This is a genomic window from Kibdelosporangium aridum (assembly GCF_900176515.1).
GTDB lineage: Bacteria > Actinomycetota > Actinomycetes > Mycobacteriales > Pseudonocardiaceae > Kibdelosporangium > Kibdelosporangium aridum.
Genome location: NZ_FWXV01000002.1, coordinates 208,589 through 230,285 on the forward strand (window position 1 = coordinate 208,589; position 21,697 = coordinate 230,285).

Below are 21,697 nucleotides of genomic sequence, written 5' to 3' on the forward strand. Positions count from 1 at the left end.
GGGACGCCCTGTCCATGTCGCCGCCGCGTAGCTCAGGAGCGTCCGATGAGACGTCGCCGTGCCGGCTTGGCGGTCCTCGCCGCCACTACCTTGATGTTTTCCCTGCTCCCGGGGACGCCAGCGAGTAGCGCCCCGAGCCTGACCGTGGCCGCGGGCCAGGTCACCACCATCCCCGACTGGCGGCTGCAGACCAGCCGCAGCGCCACCGGGGATGGTGCCACCTACTCCAATCCCACCTTCAACGACTCTTCGTGGCTTGCGGTGCCTGCGCGATCGACCGTGCTGGCCGGGCTGATCGCCAACAACCGGTATGCCGACGTGAACTTCGGTGAGAACCTGAAGAGCGTCAACCGCAGCGACTTCAGCGTCCCCTGGTGGTACCGCAAGAGTTTCACCGCGTCGCAGCCCGCGGGTACCAACACGTTCCTCAAGCTCAAGGGCGGGATCATTTCCCGTGCCGAGATCTGGGTGAACGGCACCAGAGTCGCCGGGACGGACACCGTGATCGGTGCTTATCCGACGCGGGAATACAACGTGACGTCGTTGATCCGCAATGGCACCAACGCGATCGCGATCAAGGCGATGCCGTCCGATCCGTCGAAGGATCTGCTGATCCATTTCGTGGACTGGACCCAGCTGCCGCCGGACCGCAACCAGGGTCTGTTCCGCGACGTGCAACTCGCCAACAGCGGTCCGGTCTCGCTGCGCGATTTGCGCGTTTCCACCGATTTGCCGTTGCCCAACCTGACCACCGCCGACCTCACGGTGAAGGTCAACGCCCGCAACGACTCCGGGCAGGCCGTCAGTACCCAGGTCACCGGGACGATCGACAACGTCAACTTCACGCAGCCGGTCTCGCTGGCCGCGGGTGAGACCAAGACGGTCACCTTCACCCCGGGCAACACGCCTGGCCTGCGGCTGACCAACCCGCGGGTGTGGTGGCCGTTCACCATGGGCGACCAGCCGATGTACAGCGCCACCGTGTCCGCGTCTGTCGGCGGCGCCGTGTCCGACAGCGCCAGTACGGCCTTTGGCGTCCGGGAGATCAGTTCGACGCGGGTCAACGGCGGCGGCCGTCAGTTCGTCATCAACGGCAAGCCGTTCCTGGTGCGTGGTGGTGGCTGGGCGTCGGACCTGTTCCTGCGTACCAATCTGCGCAACATCGAGGACCAGCTGAACCTGGTCAAGTCGATGAACCTGAACACCATCCGGCTGGAGGGCAAACCGGAGAACGACGAGTTCTACGAGATGACCGACCGGCTGGGCATCATGGTGCTGACCGGCTGGGAATGCTGTTCCGCCTGGGAGAACTACGGTTCGTTCAACGCGGAGAAGAACCGGGTCGCCGGGGAGTCCGCGGAGAGCGAAGGCAAGCGGATCCGAAACCACCCGAGCGTGCTCGGGTTCCTGATCGCCAGTGATCTGGCCACCCCGGCCGCGCAGGAGAAGATCTACCTGGACGCGCTCGCGCGCGCCGACTGGAACCTGCCGATCATCGCCTCGGCGTCCAACAAGAGCTCGCCGCAGCTGGGCAACTCCGGGATGAAGATGGAAGGCCCGTATTGGTGGGAGCCGCCGGTTTACTGGTACAACAAGCAAAGGGGCGGCGCGGCGGGCTTCGCGTCGGAGATCGGCCCAGGCCCGACCATCCCGGAGATGGACGAGCTGCGCAAGTTCCTGACACAGTCCCAGATCAACTCGCTGACCAACTACAACGCCACCCAGTACCACCTGTCGCCCAGTGGCACGTTCGGCAAGCTGTCCTTCTGGGGAACGGCCCTGGACAACCGGTACGGCAAACCAGCCACTGTGGACGAACTGGTTCGCAAGGCACAGCTGGCGAACTACGAGACCAACCGCGCCCAGTTCGAGGCGTTCGCCGACAACTTCTCGGACAGCAGCAACCCGTCCACAGGTGTGATCTACTGGATGCTCAACGACCCGTGGCCGAAGCTGTTCTGGCACTTGTACAACTACAACCTGGCCACGGCCGGTTCGTACTTCGGCGCCAAGACAGCACTTCGCCCGCTGCACGTGCAGTACTCGTATGACGACAGGTCTCTGTCGGTCGTGAATACCGGTCTGCAGAACGTGTCCGGACTCAGCGTCCAAGTGACACTGTTCAATGCGGACGGGACACAAAAGGCCAACGAGACGCGGCCGGTCAATTCGACCGCGAACGCCACAGTCAAGGCCGGTAACCTGCCGCAGCCCAGTGGCCTTTCCACAACCTATTTCGCGCGCCTGCTGTTGAAGGACTCGTCGGGCAAGGTCATCGACCGCAATGTGTACTGGCTGTCCACCAAGGCGGACACGTTGAACTACGGCAGTTCGACGTGGTACCACACACCTCAGTCAGGCTATGCGGACCTGAAGGGCCTGAACTCGCTGCCTGCCGGTTCGGTCAACGCCTCGGCGACGTCCACAGTGGAGGGCGCGAACACCAGGACGACGGTGACCATCACCGCCTCCCAGATGGCCTTCTTCGTGCGGGCCAGCGTGCGCAAGGGCAACGGCGGCGCCGAAGTCCTGCCGCAGGACTGGTCGGACAACTACGTCACCCTGTGGCCAGGGGAAACCTTGACCTTGACGGCGACGTACCGGACGGCTGACCTGGGCGGCGCTTCGCCGGTCGTCCAACTGTCCGGCCAGAACATCACGACTAGGAATCTGCCAGCCTCGCGCTAGCCCGAGCCAGTTCCCGGGTCAGGGAAGGCTCGTCGGCGGTGAGCAGGTGGTCGCGCTCGACCACAGGTTCGCCGCCGACGAGCAACAACTCCAACGGTGGCACCCGCCCGAAGACCAGCGCGGCAACGGGATCCACGATCCCCGCGTGCTTCAAAGTGTCCAAACGCCACACTGCCAGATCCGCGAGCTTGCCTTGCTCGATCGAGCCAATGTGTTCGTCACGCCCGAGGCACCGCGCACCGCCCATCGTGCCGATCCGCAACGCCTGCCGCGCGGTCAACGCCTTTGGCCCGCCACGCTGCCTTGCCGTCAGCAACGCCTGCCTTAGCTCCTCCGCGAGCCCACCGGACTCATTGGACGCGACGCCGTCCACACCTAGTCCAACCGGCGCACCGGCGTCCACAAGGGCACTGATCGGGGCCATTCCGGCGCCCACTCGGGCATTCGAGCTCGGGCAGTGCGCGATTCCCGTGCCGGTCTCGGCCATCAGTGCGATCTCGGGTTCCTTGAGGTGCACCCCGTGCGCCAACCAGACATCCTCGCCCAACCACTCGAGGTTCCGGGCGTAATCCACCGGAGTCAGCCCGAACTCCCGCAAGCACTGCTCTTCCTCGTCTGCGGTCTCCGCGAGGTGCGTGTGCAACCGAACGCCATGCCTTCGCGCGACCGCCGCAGCACCACGCATCAGGTCAAGACTTGCCGAGAACGGCGAACACGGTCCGACCGCGACCTGGATCTTGGCCTCCGGCGCAGGATCGTGGTACTCGTTGATCGCCCGTTCGGTCTGTTCAAGCGCGTCGTCCAAACTCTCCACAATGGAGTCAGGCGGCAGCCCGCCCTCGGACTCGCCCCGATCCATCGACCCGCGCACCGCGTGCAACCTGATCCCGATATGCCGCCCAGCATCGATCAACGCACCGAACACATCCCCACCATCACGCGGGAACACGTAATGATGATCGGCGGCAGTCGTACACCCGCTGAGCGCCAACATGCCCAGGCCAGCCTTGGCAGTCGCGGACACGATGTCCGCGTCGATCCCGGCCCAGACCGGATACAACGCGACAAGCCAGCCGAACAGATCCTCCTGCTGGGCATAACCACGCGTCGCCCACTGGTAAAGGTGGTGATGGGTGTTCACCAAGCCAGGCGTGACAAGGCATCCGGACGCGTCAACCCGCTCAAGGCCCGCGAACTCCTCCGGCACGGCACCGGAACCCACCGCCGCGATTCGGCCGTCCACAACGGCCACATAGCCGTCGGCGTGTTCCGTGCCCTGCTCGTCGACTGTCGCGACGTATCCGCCCGTAATGACCGTGTTCACGAACTCCAGACTAGGCCAGCCACTCCTTGACCTGCTCGACGAGTTTGGCTGGGTTCTCGCCGATCGGGGTCACGGTCAGCGAGGTCACCCCGGCTTCCTTGAAGGCCTGCAGGCGCTCCTTGACATACCCGGCGGGGCCGACCAGGTTCATCAGCTCCGCGAACTCGGCGGGCACGGCCGCCGCGGCCTCGGCCTTCTTGCCGGACAGGTACAGGTCCTGGATCTTCTCCGCCTCGGCTTCGTAGCCGTAGCGGCGGGCCAGGTCGTTGTAGAAGTTACGGCCGCGCGCGCCCATGCCGCCGACGTACAGGGCGATGTACGGGCGTGAGGCGTCTCGCAGGGGTTCTACGTCGTCGCCGATCGCGAGCATTCCGCCTGCGACGATTTCCAGGTCGCCCAGGTCCGGGGAACGCTTGGCTTTTCCGGCCGCCAGTGCGGAGCCCCAGACCGACTCTGCCTTCTCCGGGATGAACAGGGTGGGCAGCCAGCCGTCCGCGATCTCGGCGGTCAGCCGGACGTTCTTGTCGCCGAGCGACGCGATGTAGATCGGGATGTCCGGGCGGACCGGGTGGGTCAGGATCTTCAACGGCTTGCCCAGCCCGGTGCCCTGGCCTTCGGGCAGCGGGATCGGGTAGCTGCCCTCGTTGGTGATCACTTCGCGGCGCCAGATCCGGCGGCAGATGTCGACGATCTCGCGGGTGCGGCCGAGCGGCTTGTCGTACGGCACACCGTGCCAGCCCTCGATCACCTGCGGGCCGGACGCGCCGAGTCCGAGGATCGCGCGCCCGCCGGAAACCGCGTCGAGACCTGCGGCCGTCTGCGCGATCAGTGCCGGGGTACGGGAGTAGATCGGCAGGATCGCCGAGCCGATCTGCACCCGCTCGGTCTTCGCGGCCAGGTATCCCATCAGCGTCGGCGCGTCGAAGCCGTACGCCTCGGCCACCCAGACCTGGTCCAGCCCCGCGCTTTCCAGGCTGACGATCTGATCGATCAGGTCCTTCGGGTTACCCGCGTACATCACCTGTGTGCTGATCTTCATCGATCGTTCCGTTCCTGTACAGCGCCGGATGCCAGCAGTTCGTCAATGTCGTCGAAGCCCCAGTCGGCCAACGCGTCGCGGGTGTGCTGCCCGGGGATCGCCGGTGGGGTGCGTAGTTCCGCCGTTGTGCCGGAGAACCTTGGTGCGGGCGCGGGCTGGACGAATCCGTCGCGCTCGACCAACGTGCCGCGTGCGGCGATGTGCGGGTGTCGCGCTGCTTCGGACAGCGAGAGAACCGGTGCCACGCAGGCGTCCGTGCCCTCGAAGATGTCTGTCCATTCGCGACGGGTCTTGGTCGCGAACACCTCGGCGAACCGCTTGCGCAGTTCCGGCCAGCGCGGGATCTCCAACTGCTTGGGCAGATCCTCGCCCTCAAGGCCGAGCAGCCGCACGAACTCCTTGTAGAACTGCGACTCCAGTGGGCCGACGGCCATGTACTCGCCGTCCGAGGTCTCGTACACGTCGTAGAAGGGGGCGCCGGTGTCGAGCAGGTTCACGCCACGCTCCGGCCGCCAGACACCTGCGGAGACCAGGCCGAAGATCATGGTCGCCAGGTGCGCCGCGCCGTCAACGATCGCGGCGTCAACGACCTGGCCTTTGCCGGTCTGCTCGGCGTGCCTGAGGGCGGCGAGGATGCCGACGGCCAGGTAGAGCGAGCCGCCGCCGAAGTCACCGACCAGGTTCATCGGCACCTGCGGCGGTCCGTCCTTGCGGCCGATCGCGTGCAGGACGCCGGTGATGCCGATGTAGGCGATGTCGTGGCCGGCGGAGTGCGCCAGCGGGCCTTCCTGGCCCCAGCCGGTCATCCGGCCGTAGACGAGCTTAGGGTTGCGTTCCCAGCACTGCTCGGGCCCGATGCCAAGGCGCTCGGCGACACCTGGCCGGAACCCCTCGATCAGCACGTCGGCCTGCTCGGCCAGGCGCAGCACGACCTCGGCGCCCGCCTCGTTCTTCAGGTCGACCATGACCGAGCGCTTGTTCCGGTTGAGCAGGTCGCGCTCCGGTGGTCCGGTCACCGGGACGGCATTCCGCCGGTCGACGCGGATCACGTCGGCGCCCAGGTCAGCCAGGTGCATCGCACAGAACGGGGCAGGCCCGATGCCGGCCAGCTCGACCACGCGCACGCCCGCGAGCGGTCCCGTGCTCACCGTCGACCACCTCCTACTCGCCAGTAACGTATCGTATACCTAACACCGTACGGATAATTGTGAAGCTTGCCATGGAGAATGGCCCGCATGGTGAACGCAGCCGTAGTCGCCGGACCCGATGCCGCCATCGAGGTCCGTGAGATCGAACTGCCCGCCCTTGGCCCGCGCGATGTTCGCGTGCGGGTCGCGGCCGCAGGCGTGTGCCACTCCGACCTTTCGATGATCAACGGGACCTTCTCGCCCCAGTTCCCGCTGGTCCTCGGGCACGAGGCCGCCGGAACGATCACCGAAGTCGGCTCGGAGGTCACGCGCGTTTCGGAAGGCGACCGTGTGGTCGTCAACTGGGCGCCCGCGTGCAGGCACTGCTGGTTCTGCTTGAACTCGCAGCCTTGGCTGTGCACGGCCGTCGAAGGCGTGGTCAGCCCGGAGCGCGGCTCGGTGCACGTGACCTTGGGTGTCGGCGCGTTCTCCGAAGAGGTCGTGCTCAACGAAAACGGCGTCGTCCCGCTTGCCGACGGCGTTCCGCTTGACGTCGCCGCGTTGCTTGGGTGTGCCGTAGTGACAGGCATCGGTGCCGTACGGAATACCGCTTCGGTCCGGTCCGGCGAGTCCGTGCTGGTGATGGGACTTGGCGGCGTGGGGTTGTCCGCGATCATCGGGGCGCGGCTCGCCGGCGCTGGCCCGATCATCGCCGTGGATGTCGTACCGGACAAGGAAAAACTCGCCCGTGACGCGGGCGCGACGCATTTCATCCTCGCGCACGACAAGCTGGCCAAGGAAATCCGCGGGCTGACCGGTGGACGCGGTGCCGATCATGCGTTGGAGTGCGTCGGCAACTCGAAGACGATCCGAACCGCTTGGCAGACAACGCGTCGCGGCGGGAAGGTGACGATCGTCGGGGTGGGCAGGCGGGACGACACGGTCAGCTTCAACGCGCTGGAGCTCTACCACTTCGCCAGGTCCATCGGGGTCTCGGTGTACGGGTCCGGCGATCCCGACCGGGACATCCCGTTGCTGGCCACGCAGATCCAGCTCGGCCGGCTGGATCTGGAACCCCTTGTCTCGCACCGGATCGGCCTCGACGGCGTGGCCGACGCCTTCGAGCGGATGAAGACCGGCACCGGGGCGCGGTCGCTCGTGGTCTTCACACCTTGAGCCACGGCACCAGGTAGGTCCGCGCGAACGCACGCATCTGACGCTCCTCTCGCGTCGGGATGACGCCTTCGGGTGTGAGCACCATGGAGTGGATCAGGCGCGCCAGCATCTCGGCGAGCGGCTCGGCGTCGAAATCGCGGATGTGCCCGGCGCGCTGGTCCTCCTCGATCTTGTCCTTGAGGTAGCCACGCGCCAGCGCGATCACCGGCCCGCCGTGCAACGTCAAGCCAGGCAACACCGCCTCCGGCTCGCTGGACAGCAACCTGTTGAGCAGCCGGTGTTCCCGCAGGCCCCGCACGACCGCGACAAACCCTTCGACCATACGTTCCTCGGCGTTGGCCGCCTTGCTGATCTCGACGTCCGCCGCCGCGATGAACCGCCGCACCTCACGCAGCCCGACCGCCTCGACCAGGTCATCCTTCTGCGGGAACCGCCGGTAGAGCGTGGCGCGGCCGATCCCGGCCTTTCTGGCCACGTCGTCCATGGTCGTGCGGCGCAGCCCGAACTCCTCGTACGCCTCCAGCGCCGCATCGAGGATCCGGCGCGTGCTGTCGTCTTCGGGCTCAGCGGACACTAGGACTTCGGCCAGGAACATCTTGCGATTTTACGGCCGCGGCCCGCTTGGCCGCCAAAGCCATCGGGTGATAGCGGACTTTGTCCGGCAGCAACGGCATTCCAATTTTCACGGCCCGCCGCGCCGCGGCCAGCTTCACGCGGTCCACCGTCGTCCACTGTAGACCCAGTCGATTCCGGAACGGTTCAGGAAGCGTCCCGATCGTGACGGCCGTGACGAGATCGGCGGAGACCGGACCGAACACACGCCACGCGATTTCCGGCCAGCCAGGCGGGGCTTGTGATCGGCGATCGGCCAGTGCGGCGAGAACTTGCCGGACTGCCTCGTTGTCCTCAAGCCGGTCGGCCACCATGCCGTTGAAGTAGCCGAAGAACCCGGCCAGGTCATCGGGCATGTGGTGCGGTTTGAGGCCGAGCAGCTCACCCACTTCCCGCCATTCCTGATACATCCGCTCCTGTTGCTCTCTGGACAGTGGAGTCGCGAAATTGGCGTGGGCATGCACCGCGCCTTCGAAGAGAGTCGCGTGCACCCACCAATACGCTTCCGGGTTGAGCGCGTGATAGCGGTGACCGTGGTGGTCAATCCCCTTCATGTCCTTGTGGAGTTCCCTGAGCCGCGCGCTTTCCGCGGCCGTGCGCTCGCCGCCGTAGCTGATCAGCATCAATGAATCCACTGTGCGCTGTAGGCGTTGCCACGGGCGTTTCCGGAAATCCGAGTACTGGACGACACCGGCACCCACTGTCGGGTGTGCGACTTGAAGCAGCAACGCGCGACCGGATTCCAGTAACAGCCGCCAGTCCAGGACGTGGTGCCAGGTCTCCGACTCCGGTCCGAGCATGACGCACCTCCTCCATTGAGACGACGGTACGACTTTTGTCTCAAGATCTCAAGCTAACCGATCTTCCTGGCTACCGTCCGCAGCGGTAATCTCGGCAGGTCGCACCGGGGACAGGAGGCGCCCATGGCCCGGATACCGTTCATGCCCGTCACCGACTCGATGTTCCTGATCGGTGAATCACGGGAGCATCCGATGCACGTCGGCGGGCTGCAGCTGTACACGCTGCCCGAGGACGCCGGGCCGGACTACCTGAGCAAGATCTACCACTCGCTGGTCGCCGACGAGGAGAACGTGCAACCGCTGTTCCGTCGCAGGCCACGGCGCCCGGTCAGCAGCCTCGGCCAGTGGGCGTGGGCGACGGACAACCAGCTCGACATGGAGTACCACGTCCGCCTGACGGCTTTGCCGCGCCCGGGCCGCGTGCGTGAACTGCTGGAACTGACGTCCCGGCTGCACGGGTCGTTGCTGGACCGGCATCGTCCACTGTGGGAGTTCTCGCTGATCGAAGGCCTGGAAGGGAACAGGTTCGCGACGTACTCGAAGGTGCACCACGCCCTGATGGACGGTGTGTCCTCGTTGATCCTGGCCACCCGGGCCCTGTCAACCGATCCCGATGTCCGGGACATGCCGCCGGTATGGGCGATGCCGCCGATGGACAAGCCGGTGAAGGCCGGCAGCGGCGGCGGACCGTTGGAACTGCTGGAAAGCCTGCGCGCGGCGACCCAGGACATCGCGGGCGTGCTGCCCGCACTGGTGAAGAGCGCCAACGTCGCACTGCGCGAACAGGCCAGTGTCCTGCCGTTCCAGGCGCCTCGCTCGATCTTCAACGTGCAGATCACCGGCGCGCGCCGGTTCGCCGCACAGCAGTGGTCGATCGACCGGATCAAAGCCATCCGCCGCGCGACCGGCGCGACCCTCAACGACGTCGTGCTCGCCATGTGCTCCGGCGCGCTGCGCCGCTACTTGCTGGAGCTCGGCGCGCTGCCGGACCGCCCGCTGATCGCGATGGTCCCGGTTTCGTTGCGTGCCAAGCAAAAGAGGAGCGAGGCCAGCGGCAACTCGGTCGGCGCGATCCTGGTCAACCTCGGGACGCACCTTGAGGATCCGGCCGAGCGGTTCACCCAGATCCAGGACTCCGCGCAGATCGCCAAGCGGTCGCTGGCCGAACTCAGCCCACTGCAGATCCTGGCGCTGTCCGGGCTGACCATGGCGCCGCTGGCTTTCGCGCCGCTGCCCGGGTTCGTCCGGATGACACCGCCACCGTTCAACCTGATCATCTCGAACGTGCCCGGGTCGCCGAGGCCGCTGTACTGGAACGGGGCCAGGCTGCAGGGCATGTACCCGCTGTCGATCCCGTACGACGGCCAGGCCTTGAACATCACGATCACCAGCTACGCCGACAACCTCCAGTTCGGGCTGACCGGCTGCCGCCGCAACGTCCCGCACCTGCAGCGGCTGCTCGGCCACCTGGAAGACTCCTTGGCCGAGCTCGAAAAGGCAGTCCTTTAGTCCCGAGGCAACCTTTCGGTCCTCTGGAGGTCATCGTCAGTGCTGGGGTATTTCCTGACGATGCGACAAGGGGCGATTCGTGCACAAACGCATACTGAGCCAGGCGGCGGTCTTCGCCGTCCTGGCCAGCGGCGTGTCCGTCCTACCGGCGGGCGCCGAACCATCCGGGCGGCCGGAGGTACCTAGAACTGTCACCCTGATCACCGGCGACAAGGTGACGGTGACCAAGAAGGGCAACACCTGGGACGCCCGGATCGAACCGGCCAAACGGATGGGCGAACGCGTCGGTTTCGTCAAATCTGTGAGCGCGGCCGGCGTCACCGTCATCCCGTCGAGCGTGATTCCCGAGATCCAGTCGGGCAAACTGGATCGTGCGCTGTTCGACGTGACCCGTCTGATCGAACTCGGATACGACGACGCACACACCTCGGACATCCCGTTGCTGGTCGAGTCTCCGCGACCGCAAGCGCTCGGCACGGTGACGCGCAACGTGCCGCTGGCACGGATGTCCGCTGTGACCACACCAAAAAGCCAAGCCACGGACGCGCTCGCGAAGTCGGGCAAGATCTGGCTCAACGGCAAGCTGTTTCCGGCACTTGACGTGAGTGTCCCGCAGGTCGGGGCACCGGCCGCGTGGCAGGCCGGACACACGGGCGCCGGTACCCGGGTCGCGGTGCTCGACACCGGATACGACGCGAAGCACCCCGATCTCGCCGGAATCGTCAAGGGCGAGAAGGACTTCACCGGCGAAGGCAGCACCGATGTGATCGGGCACGGCACGCACGTCGTGTCCACTGTGGCCGGACGGGGCGGCAGGTACACCGGGGTCGCCAAAGGGGCAGATCTGCTGATCGGGAAGGTCTGCGGGACGGGCGGCTGCCCGTTCGACGCCATCCTCGAAGGCATGCAGTGGGCCGCGGACAGTGGCGCCGAGGTCGTCAACATGAGCCTCGGTGGCGATCCCAGTGACGGGACCGATCCAGTCGAGACGGCCCTCAACCGGATCTCGGCCGAGAAGGGCATTCTGTTCGTTGTCGCGGCGGGCAATCACGGGCCCGGTTTGAAGGTTTCGTCGCCCGCCGCCGCGGACGCGGCGCTGGCCGTGGCCAGCGTGAGCAAACAGGACACGTACAGCGAGTTCAGCCAAACCGGCCCACGACTCAACGACTACGCCGTCAAACCGGACATCTCGGCGCCTGGCGAGGACATCGTGGCGGCGCGAGCCGAGGGCACGTTGGCGAACAACGCAGTCGGCGAGCACCACGCGCGGATCAGCGGAACCTCGATGGCTTCGCCGCATGTCGCGGGTGCTGCCGCGATTCTGGCCGCCCAACATCCGGATTGGACGGGACAGCAGATCAAGGCCGCGCTGATGGGCAGCGCCCAACCCATCGACGCCACGATCTACCAACAAGGCGCGGGCCGTCTGGACATCACCAAGGCCGTCCAGCAGAAGGTCATCCCCAGCGCGGGCAGCCTGAGCCTCGGCTTCGTGAAGTGGCCGTACACCCAGCCGGTCGCCAGCAAGCAGATCACATACAACAACACTGGTGCCACGCCTGTTTCGCTGAAGCTCACCACGGACGTACCGGCGTTCGTCTTGAGCACGGGTGAAATCACTGTGCCCGCAGGTGGTGAGGCGAGTGTGACAGTCATGTTCGACCACGCCAAGGCCCCGGTCGGCGTCTACGGCGGCAGACTGGTCGCACAAGGCAGCGATGTGACGGTCCAGACGCCGGTCGGCGCGTACAAGGAGCCGGAGAGCTACGACCTGACGACCAAGTTCATCGACCGGGACGGCAAAGAAACCCAAGGCGGGGCGGGCAAAGCCAGCTTGGTCTCGCTGGAGACCGGCATCGACAACCCCGACATGATGATGAACAACAGCACCGTGCGGTTGCCCGCTGGCCGGTATGCCTTGATCGGTTCGGTGACAACGCCGATACCGGGTCATTACCTGCCGTCGAGCACCTCACTGGCCGAGCCGACGATCGACCTGCGTGGCAACACAGTCGTCACGTTGGATGCCCGCAGAGGCAAGAAAGTCAGCGTACGCACCGATGAGCCGGACGCCCGGCTGGTCTCCGGGACCGCCGGATTGTCCGTGGACATCCATGGACGCAGCGTGGGTTACTTCAGCCTTGCGTCCGAAGAGGACTATGCCGTCCCTGTTGCCGGAAACCATCCGCATTTCACGTACTTCGACCGGCTGAAGCTTGAGCGGCCCGCAGTCAGGCTCACCGTCGAGCAGCCTGAATCCTTCGAGATCCCAGTGGAATGGGTGTCGAACACGTCGCCGCTGCCGGTCGGCACTCGCTCGCTGTCCGCTGTGGACGTCGGACGTGCGACGCCGGAAGAGATCGCTGCCCATGATCTCAAAGGCAAACTCGCGGTGTTCACCACCGCGGGCGAGGACTACGACGACAAGGTGACGGCGCTCGCCGAAGCCGGTGCGGTTGCCGCGTTGTTCCATTTCGCCGAAGGTCCGATCGTTCCCATTCGTCCGCAGTCCGCGATCCCGGTCGCCGCGACGGTACGACCGGAGGGAGCACGCTTGGCCAAGCTCGGTTCGGCGTCGGTGACGTTGACCGGCCTGCCAACCAGCCCATACGCCTATGAACTCGCTTTCCCCAGTTACGGCACCATTCCCGTCAACCTGGACTACCAAGCACGCAGCCGGGACGTCGCCACCGTGCAGACGGTCTATCGCGGCGACGGCGTGGGAAGCCTCACGGCACAGGCAATCGACGGATCGCGAGTGCTCGAAGGCTGGATGGAGACCCGGCAGGTCCCGTTACCGCTGGCACGCACCGAGTACTACTCACCAATGACCTGGCAGACCAGCCTTACGCCGGCCGCCGGGCCGAGGACACAGCTGTTCGGCGTGCGGACGTTGCGAGCGGGCGAGAAGGCCACTGCGGACTGGAACAAGGCCGTCTTCGGTCCGGGAATCACGGGCCCGGCGACCCAATACGGCCCTTCGCCCGCGTTGGTCTCCCGGACCGGGGACACGATCGAGGCCACCTTGCCACTGTTCTCCGACTCCGCCGGACACTCCGGATTTCCCTTGCCGGAGGACACCGGTGACACCGTATTGTCCTCCGGCGGGAAGGAAATCGGCCGCAGCGCAATCCCAGGGCACGGGACGTTCGCCGTCCCGGCAGGGGCAGCGGACTACCGGCTGACGTCCGAGGTGACGCGAACCCTGACGTCCGCGAAGGTCAGCGCCGAGTGGACCTTCCACTCAGAACACAGCACGACGACGATCCCGTTGCCGTTGCTGGCGATCGGCTTCGATCCCAAACTGGACATGGCGAACCATGCACCGGCTGGCGCCTTGTTCAGCGTTCCGGTACGGGTTGACCGGCAGCCCGGAACGCAAGGCAAGGCCGAGCCACGCAAGGTCGAAGCATCCTTCGACGACGGCAAGACCTGGCAGCCACTGCCCTTGCTCAGGGTCGGCGAATCCTGGTGGACGATCGTCAAGAACCCCTCGTCCGGGTTCGTGTCCTTGCGTGCCAACGCCTCGGACACCAGCGGCAACACCGTCGCCCAGACGATCATCCGGGCCTATCGGGTGAAGTGAGACCGGGTGCGCGGCATGCCGCGCACCCTCACTTCAGCTGGCCAGAAGTCTTGCCGAGCAGGCGGCGGGCCACGATCAGCTGCTGGATCTGCTGGGTGCCTTCGAAGATGTCGAGGATCTTGGCGTCCCGTGCCCACTTCTCCAGCAGGTTGTGCTCGGAGTAGCCGATGCTGCCGCACAGTTCCACGCACTTGAGCGTGATCTCGGTGGCCACGCGACCCGCTTTGGCCTTGGCCTGCGAGGCCTCCAGTGAGTTCGGCTTGGCGTTGTCAGCCATCCAGGCCGCGCGCAACGTGAGCAGCTTGGCGGCCTCCCAATCGGATTCCAGGGCGAGGTAGGCGGCCGCGGCGGCGTGCTGGTTGTTGGCGGGCTTGTCGTAGTCGACTTCGACCCCGGCCTCGCCCAGCAGCTTCTCGGTCTCCTCCAGAGCGGCCCACGCCAGGCCGATCGCCATCGCGGCGACCAGCGGACGGGTGTTGTCGAACGTCTGCATGACGCCCGCGAAGCCCTTGTTGATGTTCGGGTCGCCGAGCAGGTTCGCCGCGGGCACACGGCAGTCGGTGAACCGGATGACCGCGGTGTCCGAGGCGCGGATGCCGAGCTTGTTCTCCAGGCGGACCACTTCCATGCCTGGCGTGCCCTTCTCCACCACGAACGACTTGATCGCGGCCCGTCCCAGCGACTTGTCCAGGGTGGCCCAGACGACCACCGCGTCCGAGCGTTCGCCCGCGGTGACGAAGATCTTCTCGCCGTTGATGATGTAGTCGTCGCCGTCTTTCACGGCCGTGGTCTTGATCGCCGCGGAGTCCGAACCGGTGTCGGGCTCGGTGATCGCCATCGAGGCCCACAGTTTGCCGAACCGGGCCAACTGCTCCTCATTGGCAACCGACGCGATCGCCGCGTTGCCAAGGCCTTGGCGTGGCATGGAAAGCAGGAACCCGAGGTCGCCCCAGCACAGCTCGATCGTGCCGAGCACTGTGGACATGTTGGCGCCGTTGCGGATGCCGGTGCCCTTCTCGGTCCGCCGCACGCCGGACGCGCCACCGCCGCCTTCGCCGGAGGCGTTCACGCCGTCCAGCAGGGCCGCGAAAATGTCCAGCTCCTTGGGGTACGTGTGCTCGGCCAGGTCGTACTTGCGGGAGTTCGGCCGGAAGATCTCGGCGGCCGCCTGGTGCGCCTGGTTCAGCAGCGCCCCGAACTTCTTGGGGATCTCCAGGTTGATCACAGCAGCACCGCCCCTTCCATCAGGCCGACGGCTCGCAAATCGCGATACCACCGCTCCACCGGATGCTCCTTGACGAACCCGTGCCCGCCGAGCAGCTGCACACCGTCGCTGCCGATCGCCATTCCCTTGTCAACACAGAGCTTCCGGGCGAGCGCGACTTCACGGGCGAACGGCAGGCCCTGCTCGGCACGCGACGCGGCGCGGTAGGTCACCAGGCGCATGCCGTCGACCTCGATGCCGATGTCGGCGACCTTGAACGCCACGCCTTGCCTGTGGCTCACCGGTTCGCCGAACGCGACTCGCTCATTCACGTACGGGATCACGTAGTCCAGCACCGCCTGCGCGGTCCCGACTGCCAACGCACACCAACCGATACGCGAAAGCCTTATGCAGTCGGCGTAGTTCTCGCGAGAGCCCAGCAGGGCGGAACGCGGCACGGTGACGTTGTCCAGGACCACACGGCCCATCGCCGCGGCACGCAGCCCCATGGCGGGCTCGGCCTCGATCACCACGTCCGACGACTCGAGCAGGAACAGCGCCGGTGAGCCGTCCAGCTCGGCCGCGATGACGAACAACTCCGCCTCCGCGGCCCGCGGGACCAGGGATTTCACGCCGTCCAGCCGGTATCCGTCAGGTGTGCGGCGCGCTTTTGTCTCCAACGCGAACGGGTCGAACAACGGCCGGGGCTCCAACACCGCCAACGCCGCAGCCGGGACGTTCTCCCCGACAAAGGCAGGCAGGTAGGTCGCTTGCTGGTCCGCGTCACCCCAGAGCACCAACGCGTTGCTCACGGCCGAAGGCGCCAGGCAGGCGACCGCCAAGCCCATGTCACCGTGTGCCAACGCCTCGGCGATCAAGGCACCGGTCACAGTGGACCGTTCGGTACCCGCACCACCGAGTTCCTCGGGCACGCCGAGCATGGTGATACCCAGGTCAGCGGCGGTGCCGACCAGGTCGGCCGGTGGTTTGCACGCGGTGTCGGCTGCCGCGGCCGCTGGTCGCAGCTGCTCGTCGGCGAACTCCGCGACCGTGTCCCGGATCATCTGTTGATCTTCGTCGGGCGTCAGGTCGAACAGGCCACGCTCTGGCGCGGACGGCAGCCGTGCGGGTTTTCCGGCGCTCGTCACGGCCTTGAACGACCGCGTGGCGGCACCGAGCGTGCGGAAGCCGGTGCGGGTCGCGTGGAAAACGCCGCGCTCAATGGGCTTGTTCAGGCCGAAGCGCTGCACGAGCCGCGCACCAGCGATCCGGTTGAGCACGGCGAGCGCGATCCCCATCGCATCCCGCTTGTGCCGGTCCACCATGTCACCAACTCCTCGCGTCCGAGTCTTAGCTACTCTAGAGTAGGTAACGCTCGAACGCGAGACTGGATCAGGTGATGTCCCTCGCTGCGATGTATCCGAAGGTCATGGCCGGGCCGATGGTCGATCCGGCACCGGCGTAGCTGCGACCCATCACCGCTGCGCTGGCGTTCCCGGCCGCGTAGAGCCCTTCGACCACCGAGCCGTCACCGCGCAGGACACGGGCCCTGGCATCGGTCTTCATGCCGCCCTTGGTGCCGAGATCACCCGGGACGACCTTGAAGGCGTAGTACGGCGGCAGCCACAGCGAGGCGAGGCTGGACGACGGGAACACCCCTGGATCTGTGTAGTAGTGGTCGTACGCACTGTCACCGCGCCGGAAATCCCTGTCCTTGCCGGCCAGGGCGAAGCCGTTGAACCGCGAGACCGTTGACCGCAGGGTCGCTGCCGGGACACCGATCGCAGTCGCCAGCGCGTCGATCGTCGGCGCTTTCACGACCGCACCCGAGTCGAACCAGGCCTGCGGGAACGGCAGTACCGGGGCGACGTCCTTGAACAGGTAGCGGTTGCGGTAGTTCTGGTCGACGATCAGCCACGCCGGGACGACTCCCTTGTCGTACATCACATGCACGACGTCTCCATAAGGCGCGGCCTCGTTGACGAACCGCTTCCCGGTCGCGTCGACCATCAGCCCGCCCGGCAACGTCCTCTCCACCAGGCAGAAGTAAGGCTGGTCCGGCAAGGGAATCGCCGGGCCCCACCAAGCGTCGTCCATCAGGTCGAGCGCGGCACCGAGCCGTTGCCCTGCCCTGATCCCGTCGCCGGTGTTCTCCTTCGCGCCGACCGACCACTGAGCCGGTTGTGGCTGGTACTGGGCTCGCATCGCCGGGTTGTGCTCGAACCCGCCGGACCCGATGATCACCGCCTTCGTTGCCCGGATCAGCCCTTGTGGCGTGACAACGCCGCGAACGGCGCCGTTTTCGACGTGCAGGTCCTCCATTGGTGTGTTCAGCAGTACCGGAACGCCCGCTTGGAGCAGACCGGCCCGCAATCCCCCAGCAAGCGCTTGGCCCATGGTCAGCGGCTTCTTTCCCGCGGCCGCGGCGGCCGTCCCGCGAGCGACACACTCGGCGGCGACCGCGAAGCCCTTGGCGTTGACCGCGGCCAGCGTCACCCACTTGTAGTCGGCGCCGAAGATCACCATGCCAGGCGGTGTCTGGATGTACGGCGGGTTCAACTGGGCCAGTTCCGCGCCGAGGACGTTGCCGTCCAGCATGTCGGGCTCGATCGACCGGCCGTTCGGCATGCCGCCGGGCAGTTCCGGGTAGTAGTCGCTGTAGCCCTCCATCCACCGGAACCGCAGCGGGCTGCTGGCCATCACGAAGTCCAGCATGGGCGGGCCGTACTGCAGGAAAGCCTGTTGCCGGGCAAGGGGAACGCTCGCGCCGACCACAGCGGAGAGATAGGACGCGGCCTTCTGCGGCGTGTCAGGCACCCCGGCAGCGAGGATCACGCGGTTGTTCGGCAGCCAGATCCCCGCGCCCGACCGGGCCGTGGAACCGCCGAACGTCGGCGCTTTCTCGATCACCACGGTCCGCAGGCCGCGCTTCGCGGCCGTGAGCGCCGCGGTCATCCCGGCCGCGCCAGACCCCACAACGACCACGTCGTATTCGTCGGCAACGGCAGCCGACGCTCGTCCGGGAGCGGCCAGGGCTGCGAGCCCGGCGCCGGCAAGAACACTTCGTCGTGTCACTCCGCCCATACGCAGAATGTAGAACGCGTTTCAGTCCTTATTCAATCCGTCAAATGGCGCACGCAAATCCATCACTGAAACATGTTTCATCGAGCAAGGTGATCATTCAGGAAGGAGTCGATCACTCGCCACGTGGTGTCCCGCGCGCCACGACCGGTCAGCACGCCGAGGTGACCGCCCGGACAGACTTCGAACCGCACCTCGGGCGAGTTGTCCAGCAACCGCGTCAACCGGCGCACCGCTGGTTCCGGTGCGATGCCGTCGGTCGCGCCGGCGATCACCAGAACCGGAACTTCGATCTTGGCAAGGGAGATCAACCGGCCTTCGAAGTCGACGATTCCGTCGTGCAGGTCGTTGCCACGGAAGAACCGGTGGTACAGCTGGCCGAACGTCCGGCCGGGATACGCGATCATGTTCTCCATGAACCGGTCGACCGCCTCGATCTGCGCGAGGAACTCCTTGTCGTCCAGATGAGCTAGCACGGCAAGGGGTTTGGTCACGTACTTGTCCACTGAGGTCAGTTGGAAGGCCCACCTGACGATCTGCCGCGGCGCGCCACCGAGCAAGCGGTAGGGCGCGGTCAGCAGCCAGCCACCGGTCAGCTCGATCAACGGCCGGGCCGGTGCCACCAGCGGGATCGCGGTGAAGTCGATCGGGCTGGCGACCGTGGTGAGCGACGCGATCGGCAGCTCGGACTGGTCAGCGGCGGTGAGCAACGACAGGATGCCGCCAAGGCACCAGGCCACGATGTGCACCGGCCGCCCACCCGCGTCCCGGCTGACCGAACGGATCGCCCTGGGCAGCACCTCGTCGATCCAGTGCTCGATTCCCAAGCCACGGTCGGAGAAGCTGACCGTTCCGTAGTCCACAAAGTACGTTGACCGGCCCTGTCGCACGAGGTGCTCGGCCAGGCTGCAGCCACGCCGCAGATCGAAACACAGCGCGGGCGCGGCCAACGGCGGCACAAGCAGGACCGGGTCGCCGGTGCCGTCACCCGCCATCCGGTAGACCCACCGGTTGGGGCCGTGGTCCACGAGGGTGCGCGGGGTGGGCCGCAGGTCCGCGACACCACCGCGGAACACCTTGTCCAGCACGTTCGACGCAGCCGCCGGAACATCGATCATGCTGCAATTATGACTTCTGGCTATTTTCGCAGCTAGCGGATGTTGCTCCGGCGAATGAGACGAAGAAGTCCCTGCATGCTCTTGACGTACCAGCCGAACGGCAGCCACCGCGGTGGTGTGGTCAACGGAACGCGCTGAACCGATATGTTCTGCGACTCGGTGTACTTCAACAGGCCCTCGGCGCCGTTACGCCGCCCGACGCCCGAGTCCTTCATCCCGCCCATCGGGGCGTCCGCGCTGCCGAGCCCGACGACGTGCCCGTCGTTGATGTGCACAGTCCCGGCTTTGAGCTGCGCGGCGACGTGTTCACCGTGCGCGATGGACTTGCTGAAGACACTGGCATTGAGGCCGTAGGACGTGGCGTTCGCACGCTCGACGGCCTCGGTGTCGTCGGCAACGCGGTAGATCGACACGACCGGGCCGAAGGTTTCGTTGTCGTAGCAGAGCATTTCCGGCGTGACATCGGTGAGCACGGTCGGCTCGTAGAAGAACGGCCCCAGCTCCGGCCTGGCCTTGCCTCCCGTCAGCACGGTGGCGCCCTTGGCCCGCGCGTCCTCGACGTGCTTGATCACGGTCTCCAGTTGCCGCTGGGAGGTCAGCGATCCCATGTCCGCGCTGTAGTCGTAGGCCGCTGCCAGGTTCATCCGCTTGACTTCATTGAGGAACCGCTGGACGAAGTCGTCGTAGACCGCGGTGTGCACAAACAAGCGCTCGGGCGACATGCACAGCTGGCCCGAGTTGGAGAAGCACGTCTGCACGGCGCCGACGGCGGCCTGGTGCACGTTGGCGTCCGCCAGTACCAACAAGGGATTCTTGCCGCCTAGCTCCAGCGAGTACCCGACGAGACGCTGTCCGGCACGGGCCGCGATCTCCCGCCCGGTTCGCGTCGAACCGGTGAAACCGATGTAGTCAGCAGTGTCCACAAGGGCCGTTCCGACCACCGGGCCGTCACCGATCACCACTTGCAGCAGGCCTTGCGGCAGACCGGCCTGGTAAAGCAGGTCGACGCCGAACAGCGTGCAGAGCGCGGTCTGCGTGTCCGGCTTGAGGACCACTCCGTTCCCGGCGATCAACGCGGGGATGATGTCCATGAACGCCAAGGCGAACGGGTAGTTCCACGGCGTGATGGTGCCGACGACGCCTTTGGGCACCCGCAGCTCCCGTGTCTTGACCAAGCCGGGGAGCATGCCCTGCCGCCGTTGCGGCGCAAGGAGTTTCGGCGCCTTACGGGCGTAGTGCCCGACGGTCACGAGCGGAGCGGAGACTTCCAGGAACCCGTCCTTGCGGGACTTGCCGGTTTCCGCCTGCAGGATGTCCAGTATCTCCTCGGTGTGCTTGAGCAGCAGGGCGTGGAACCGTTCGAAGACCGGGATCCGGTCGGCGACGGCGACGCCTGCCCACACCTGCTGGGCTTTCCGCGCCGCCTCGACCGCTTCGGCGACGTCTTCCGGTGAGGACCGCGGCACCTTCGCCAATGTGCCGCCGGTGAACACGTTCACGGTGCTGAAAGTGTCCGATGTGGAGGCTGCGACCCGGTCACACAGCCTGGCCACCAACGCGTCGGAGATCATTTCTTCATCCCGTAGGCCTCGTCGGCCGCCGGCGCGCTCGCCGCGGCACGTGATTCGTATGCCACTCGGTCCGCCGTGTCGACATCGGCCAGCAGCCGGTCCCCTTTCAGCTTCCGGACCATCCATTCACCCGCGGCGCGCGGCAGCAACCGGCCGATCCGGTTGAACGTGCCGACCGACTTGGGTACGAACACCTCGAACTTGGGGTTCTTCAGGGCATCGACGGTCGCGTTGGCGACCTGCTCGGGGGTGGCGGTCTTGACCATGCCGTTGTTCTTGACGCCCGCGGTGAGTTCAGTGGCCACGATCGCGGGCATCACCAAGGTCATCTCGATGCCCGAGCCACGCAGTTCGAGGCGTACCGCTTCAGTCAGACCGACGACACCGTGCTTGGTCGCGCAATACGTTGCCGCACCGGGAAAACCGGCCTTCCCCGCCGCCGACGCCACGTTGACGATGTGGCCGGTCGCACGGGGCCGCATGCGTTTGACGGCCTCACGGGTGCCGTGGATGACGCCGTGGAGGTTGATCTCCAGCTGGTGCATGGTCGAGACGTCGTCCTCGTCCTCGAACCGGCCGAGCGGCATGATCCCGGCGTTGTTGATCAGCACGTCGATCGGCCCCTGGCGGCTCTCGGCCTCGTCGAGGAACTTGGTGAAGCCCGCGGGATCGGTCACGTCCACGTGCAGCGCCATCGCGCCGAGCTGTTTGGCCGTCGCCTCGGCGGTAGCCAGGTCGAGATCGCCGATGACGACCTTGGCGCCCTCTCTGACCAGTGCCTTGACCATGGCGGCGCCGATTCCGCGCGCACCACCCGTGACCACTACGACCTTGTCCTGCAGCGAACGAGCCACGCCGCACC

Annotated in this window: 15 protein-coding genes; 4 read left to right on the forward strand and 11 right to left on the reverse strand. The window is 66.3% G+C overall.

Features of this window, described 5'->3' with window-relative positions; genetic code table 11:
• The first annotated feature begins 45 nt into the window (after positions 1–45).
• On the forward strand, positions 46–2,688 hold the full coding sequence (locus tag B9C43_RS10420; RefSeq protein ID WP_084425818.1) for a glycoside hydrolase family 2 protein: 2,643 nt from the start codon (positions 46–48) through the stop codon (positions 2,686–2,688).
• Here B9C43_RS10420 and B9C43_RS10425 read toward each other — a convergent pair.
• The 3 genes from B9C43_RS10425 to B9C43_RS10435 are packed head-to-tail and all read right to left on the reverse strand — an operon-like array spanning position 2,663 to position 6,199.
• Complete coding sequence (locus B9C43_RS10425) at positions 2,663–4,012, reverse strand: 8-oxoguanine deaminase (RefSeq protein WP_084425819.1); 1,350 nt, start codon at positions 4,010–4,012, stop codon at positions 2,663–2,665. The two genes, B9C43_RS10420 and B9C43_RS10425, sit on opposite strands and share 26 nt — an antisense overlap.
• A gap of 10 nt (positions 4,013–4,022) precedes the next feature.
• Positions 4,023–5,051, reverse strand: coding sequence for an LLM class F420-dependent oxidoreductase (locus B9C43_RS10430; protein ID WP_033382033.1), 1,029 nt, complete (start codon positions 5,049–5,051; stop codon positions 4,023–4,025).
• Positions 5,048–6,199: a CaiB/BaiF CoA transferase family protein gene (locus B9C43_RS10435; protein ID WP_200825524.1), complete on the reverse strand. Its 1,152-nt coding sequence runs from the start codon at positions 6,197–6,199 to the stop codon at positions 5,048–5,050. Before B9C43_RS10435 ends, B9C43_RS10430 begins: the two co-directional genes overlap by 4 nt.
• Before the next feature lie 87 nt (positions 6,200–6,286).
• Between B9C43_RS10435 and B9C43_RS10440 the strand changes: the two genes are divergently transcribed.
• Positions 6,287–7,354, forward strand: coding sequence for a Zn-dependent alcohol dehydrogenase (locus B9C43_RS10440; protein ID WP_200825525.1), 1,068 nt, complete (start codon positions 6,287–6,289; stop codon positions 7,352–7,354).
• Here the strand turns inward: B9C43_RS10440 and B9C43_RS10445 are convergent.
• Positions 7,344–7,949, reverse strand: coding sequence for a TetR/AcrR family transcriptional regulator (locus B9C43_RS10445; RefSeq protein WP_084425822.1), 606 nt, complete (start codon positions 7,947–7,949; stop codon positions 7,344–7,346). The genes B9C43_RS10440 and B9C43_RS10445 overlap by 11 nt on opposite strands.
• Positions 7,918–8,766, reverse strand: coding sequence for an oxygenase MpaB family protein (locus tag B9C43_RS10450; RefSeq protein ID WP_084425823.1), 849 nt, complete (start codon positions 8,764–8,766; stop codon positions 7,918–7,920). The genes B9C43_RS10445 and B9C43_RS10450 overlap by 32 nt, the downstream gene beginning before the upstream one ends.
• A gap of 132 nt (positions 8,767–8,898) precedes the next feature.
• On the opposite strand from B9C43_RS10450, the gene B9C43_RS10455 reads away from it, so the two are divergent.
• The gene (locus tag B9C43_RS10455) at positions 8,899–10,275 is read left to right on the forward strand and encodes a WS/DGAT/MGAT family O-acyltransferase (protein ID WP_200825574.1); all 1,377 of its coding nucleotides are present in this window, start codon (positions 8,899–8,901) and stop codon (positions 10,273–10,275) included.
• 79 nt (positions 10,276–10,354) lie between these two features.
• Positions 10,355–13,861, forward strand: a complete 3,507-nt coding sequence (locus B9C43_RS10460; RefSeq protein ID WP_084425824.1) for a S8 family serine peptidase — start codon at positions 10,355–10,357, stop codon at positions 13,859–13,861.
• 28 nt (positions 13,862–13,889) lie between these two features.
• Here the strand turns inward: B9C43_RS10460 and B9C43_RS10465 are convergent, their stop codons facing one another.
• The 6 genes from B9C43_RS10465 to B9C43_RS10490 form a co-directional block, all read right to left on the reverse strand.
• Positions 13,890–15,086 carry an acyl-CoA dehydrogenase family protein gene (locus tag B9C43_RS10465; protein ID WP_033382028.1) on the reverse strand — a complete coding sequence of 399 codons (1,197 nt, stop codon included), beginning with the start codon at positions 15,084–15,086 and terminating at the stop codon, positions 13,890–13,892.
• Positions 15,083–16,363, reverse strand: coding sequence for an acyl-CoA dehydrogenase family protein (locus tag B9C43_RS10470; protein ID WP_200825575.1), 1,281 nt, complete (start codon positions 16,361–16,363; stop codon positions 15,083–15,085). The genes B9C43_RS10465 and B9C43_RS10470 overlap by 4 nt, the downstream gene beginning before the upstream one ends.
• Before the next feature lie 94 nt (positions 16,364–16,457).
• Positions 16,458–18,149 (reverse strand): 3-oxosteroid 1-dehydrogenase, encoded by a 1,692-nt coding sequence (gene kstD / locus B9C43_RS10475; RefSeq protein WP_084425826.1) that lies wholly within the window; start codon positions 18,147–18,149, stop codon positions 16,458–16,460.
• 77 nt (positions 18,150–18,226) lie between these two features.
• On the reverse strand, positions 18,227–19,264 hold the full coding sequence (locus tag B9C43_RS10480; RefSeq protein WP_084425827.1) for an alpha/beta fold hydrolase: 1,038 nt from the start codon (positions 19,262–19,264) through the stop codon (positions 18,227–18,229).
• Between the two features lie 32 nt (positions 19,265–19,296).
• Positions 19,297–20,835 carry a succinic semialdehyde dehydrogenase gene (locus B9C43_RS10485; protein WP_084425828.1) on the reverse strand — a complete coding sequence of 513 codons (1,539 nt, stop codon included), beginning with the start codon at positions 20,833–20,835 and terminating at the stop codon, positions 19,297–19,299.
• Complete coding sequence (locus B9C43_RS10490) at positions 20,832–21,689, reverse strand: SDR family oxidoreductase (protein WP_033382020.1); 858 nt, start codon at positions 21,687–21,689, stop codon at positions 20,832–20,834. The genes B9C43_RS10485 and B9C43_RS10490 overlap by 4 nt, the downstream gene beginning before the upstream one ends.
• Positions 21,690–21,697 lie beyond the last annotated feature (8 nt).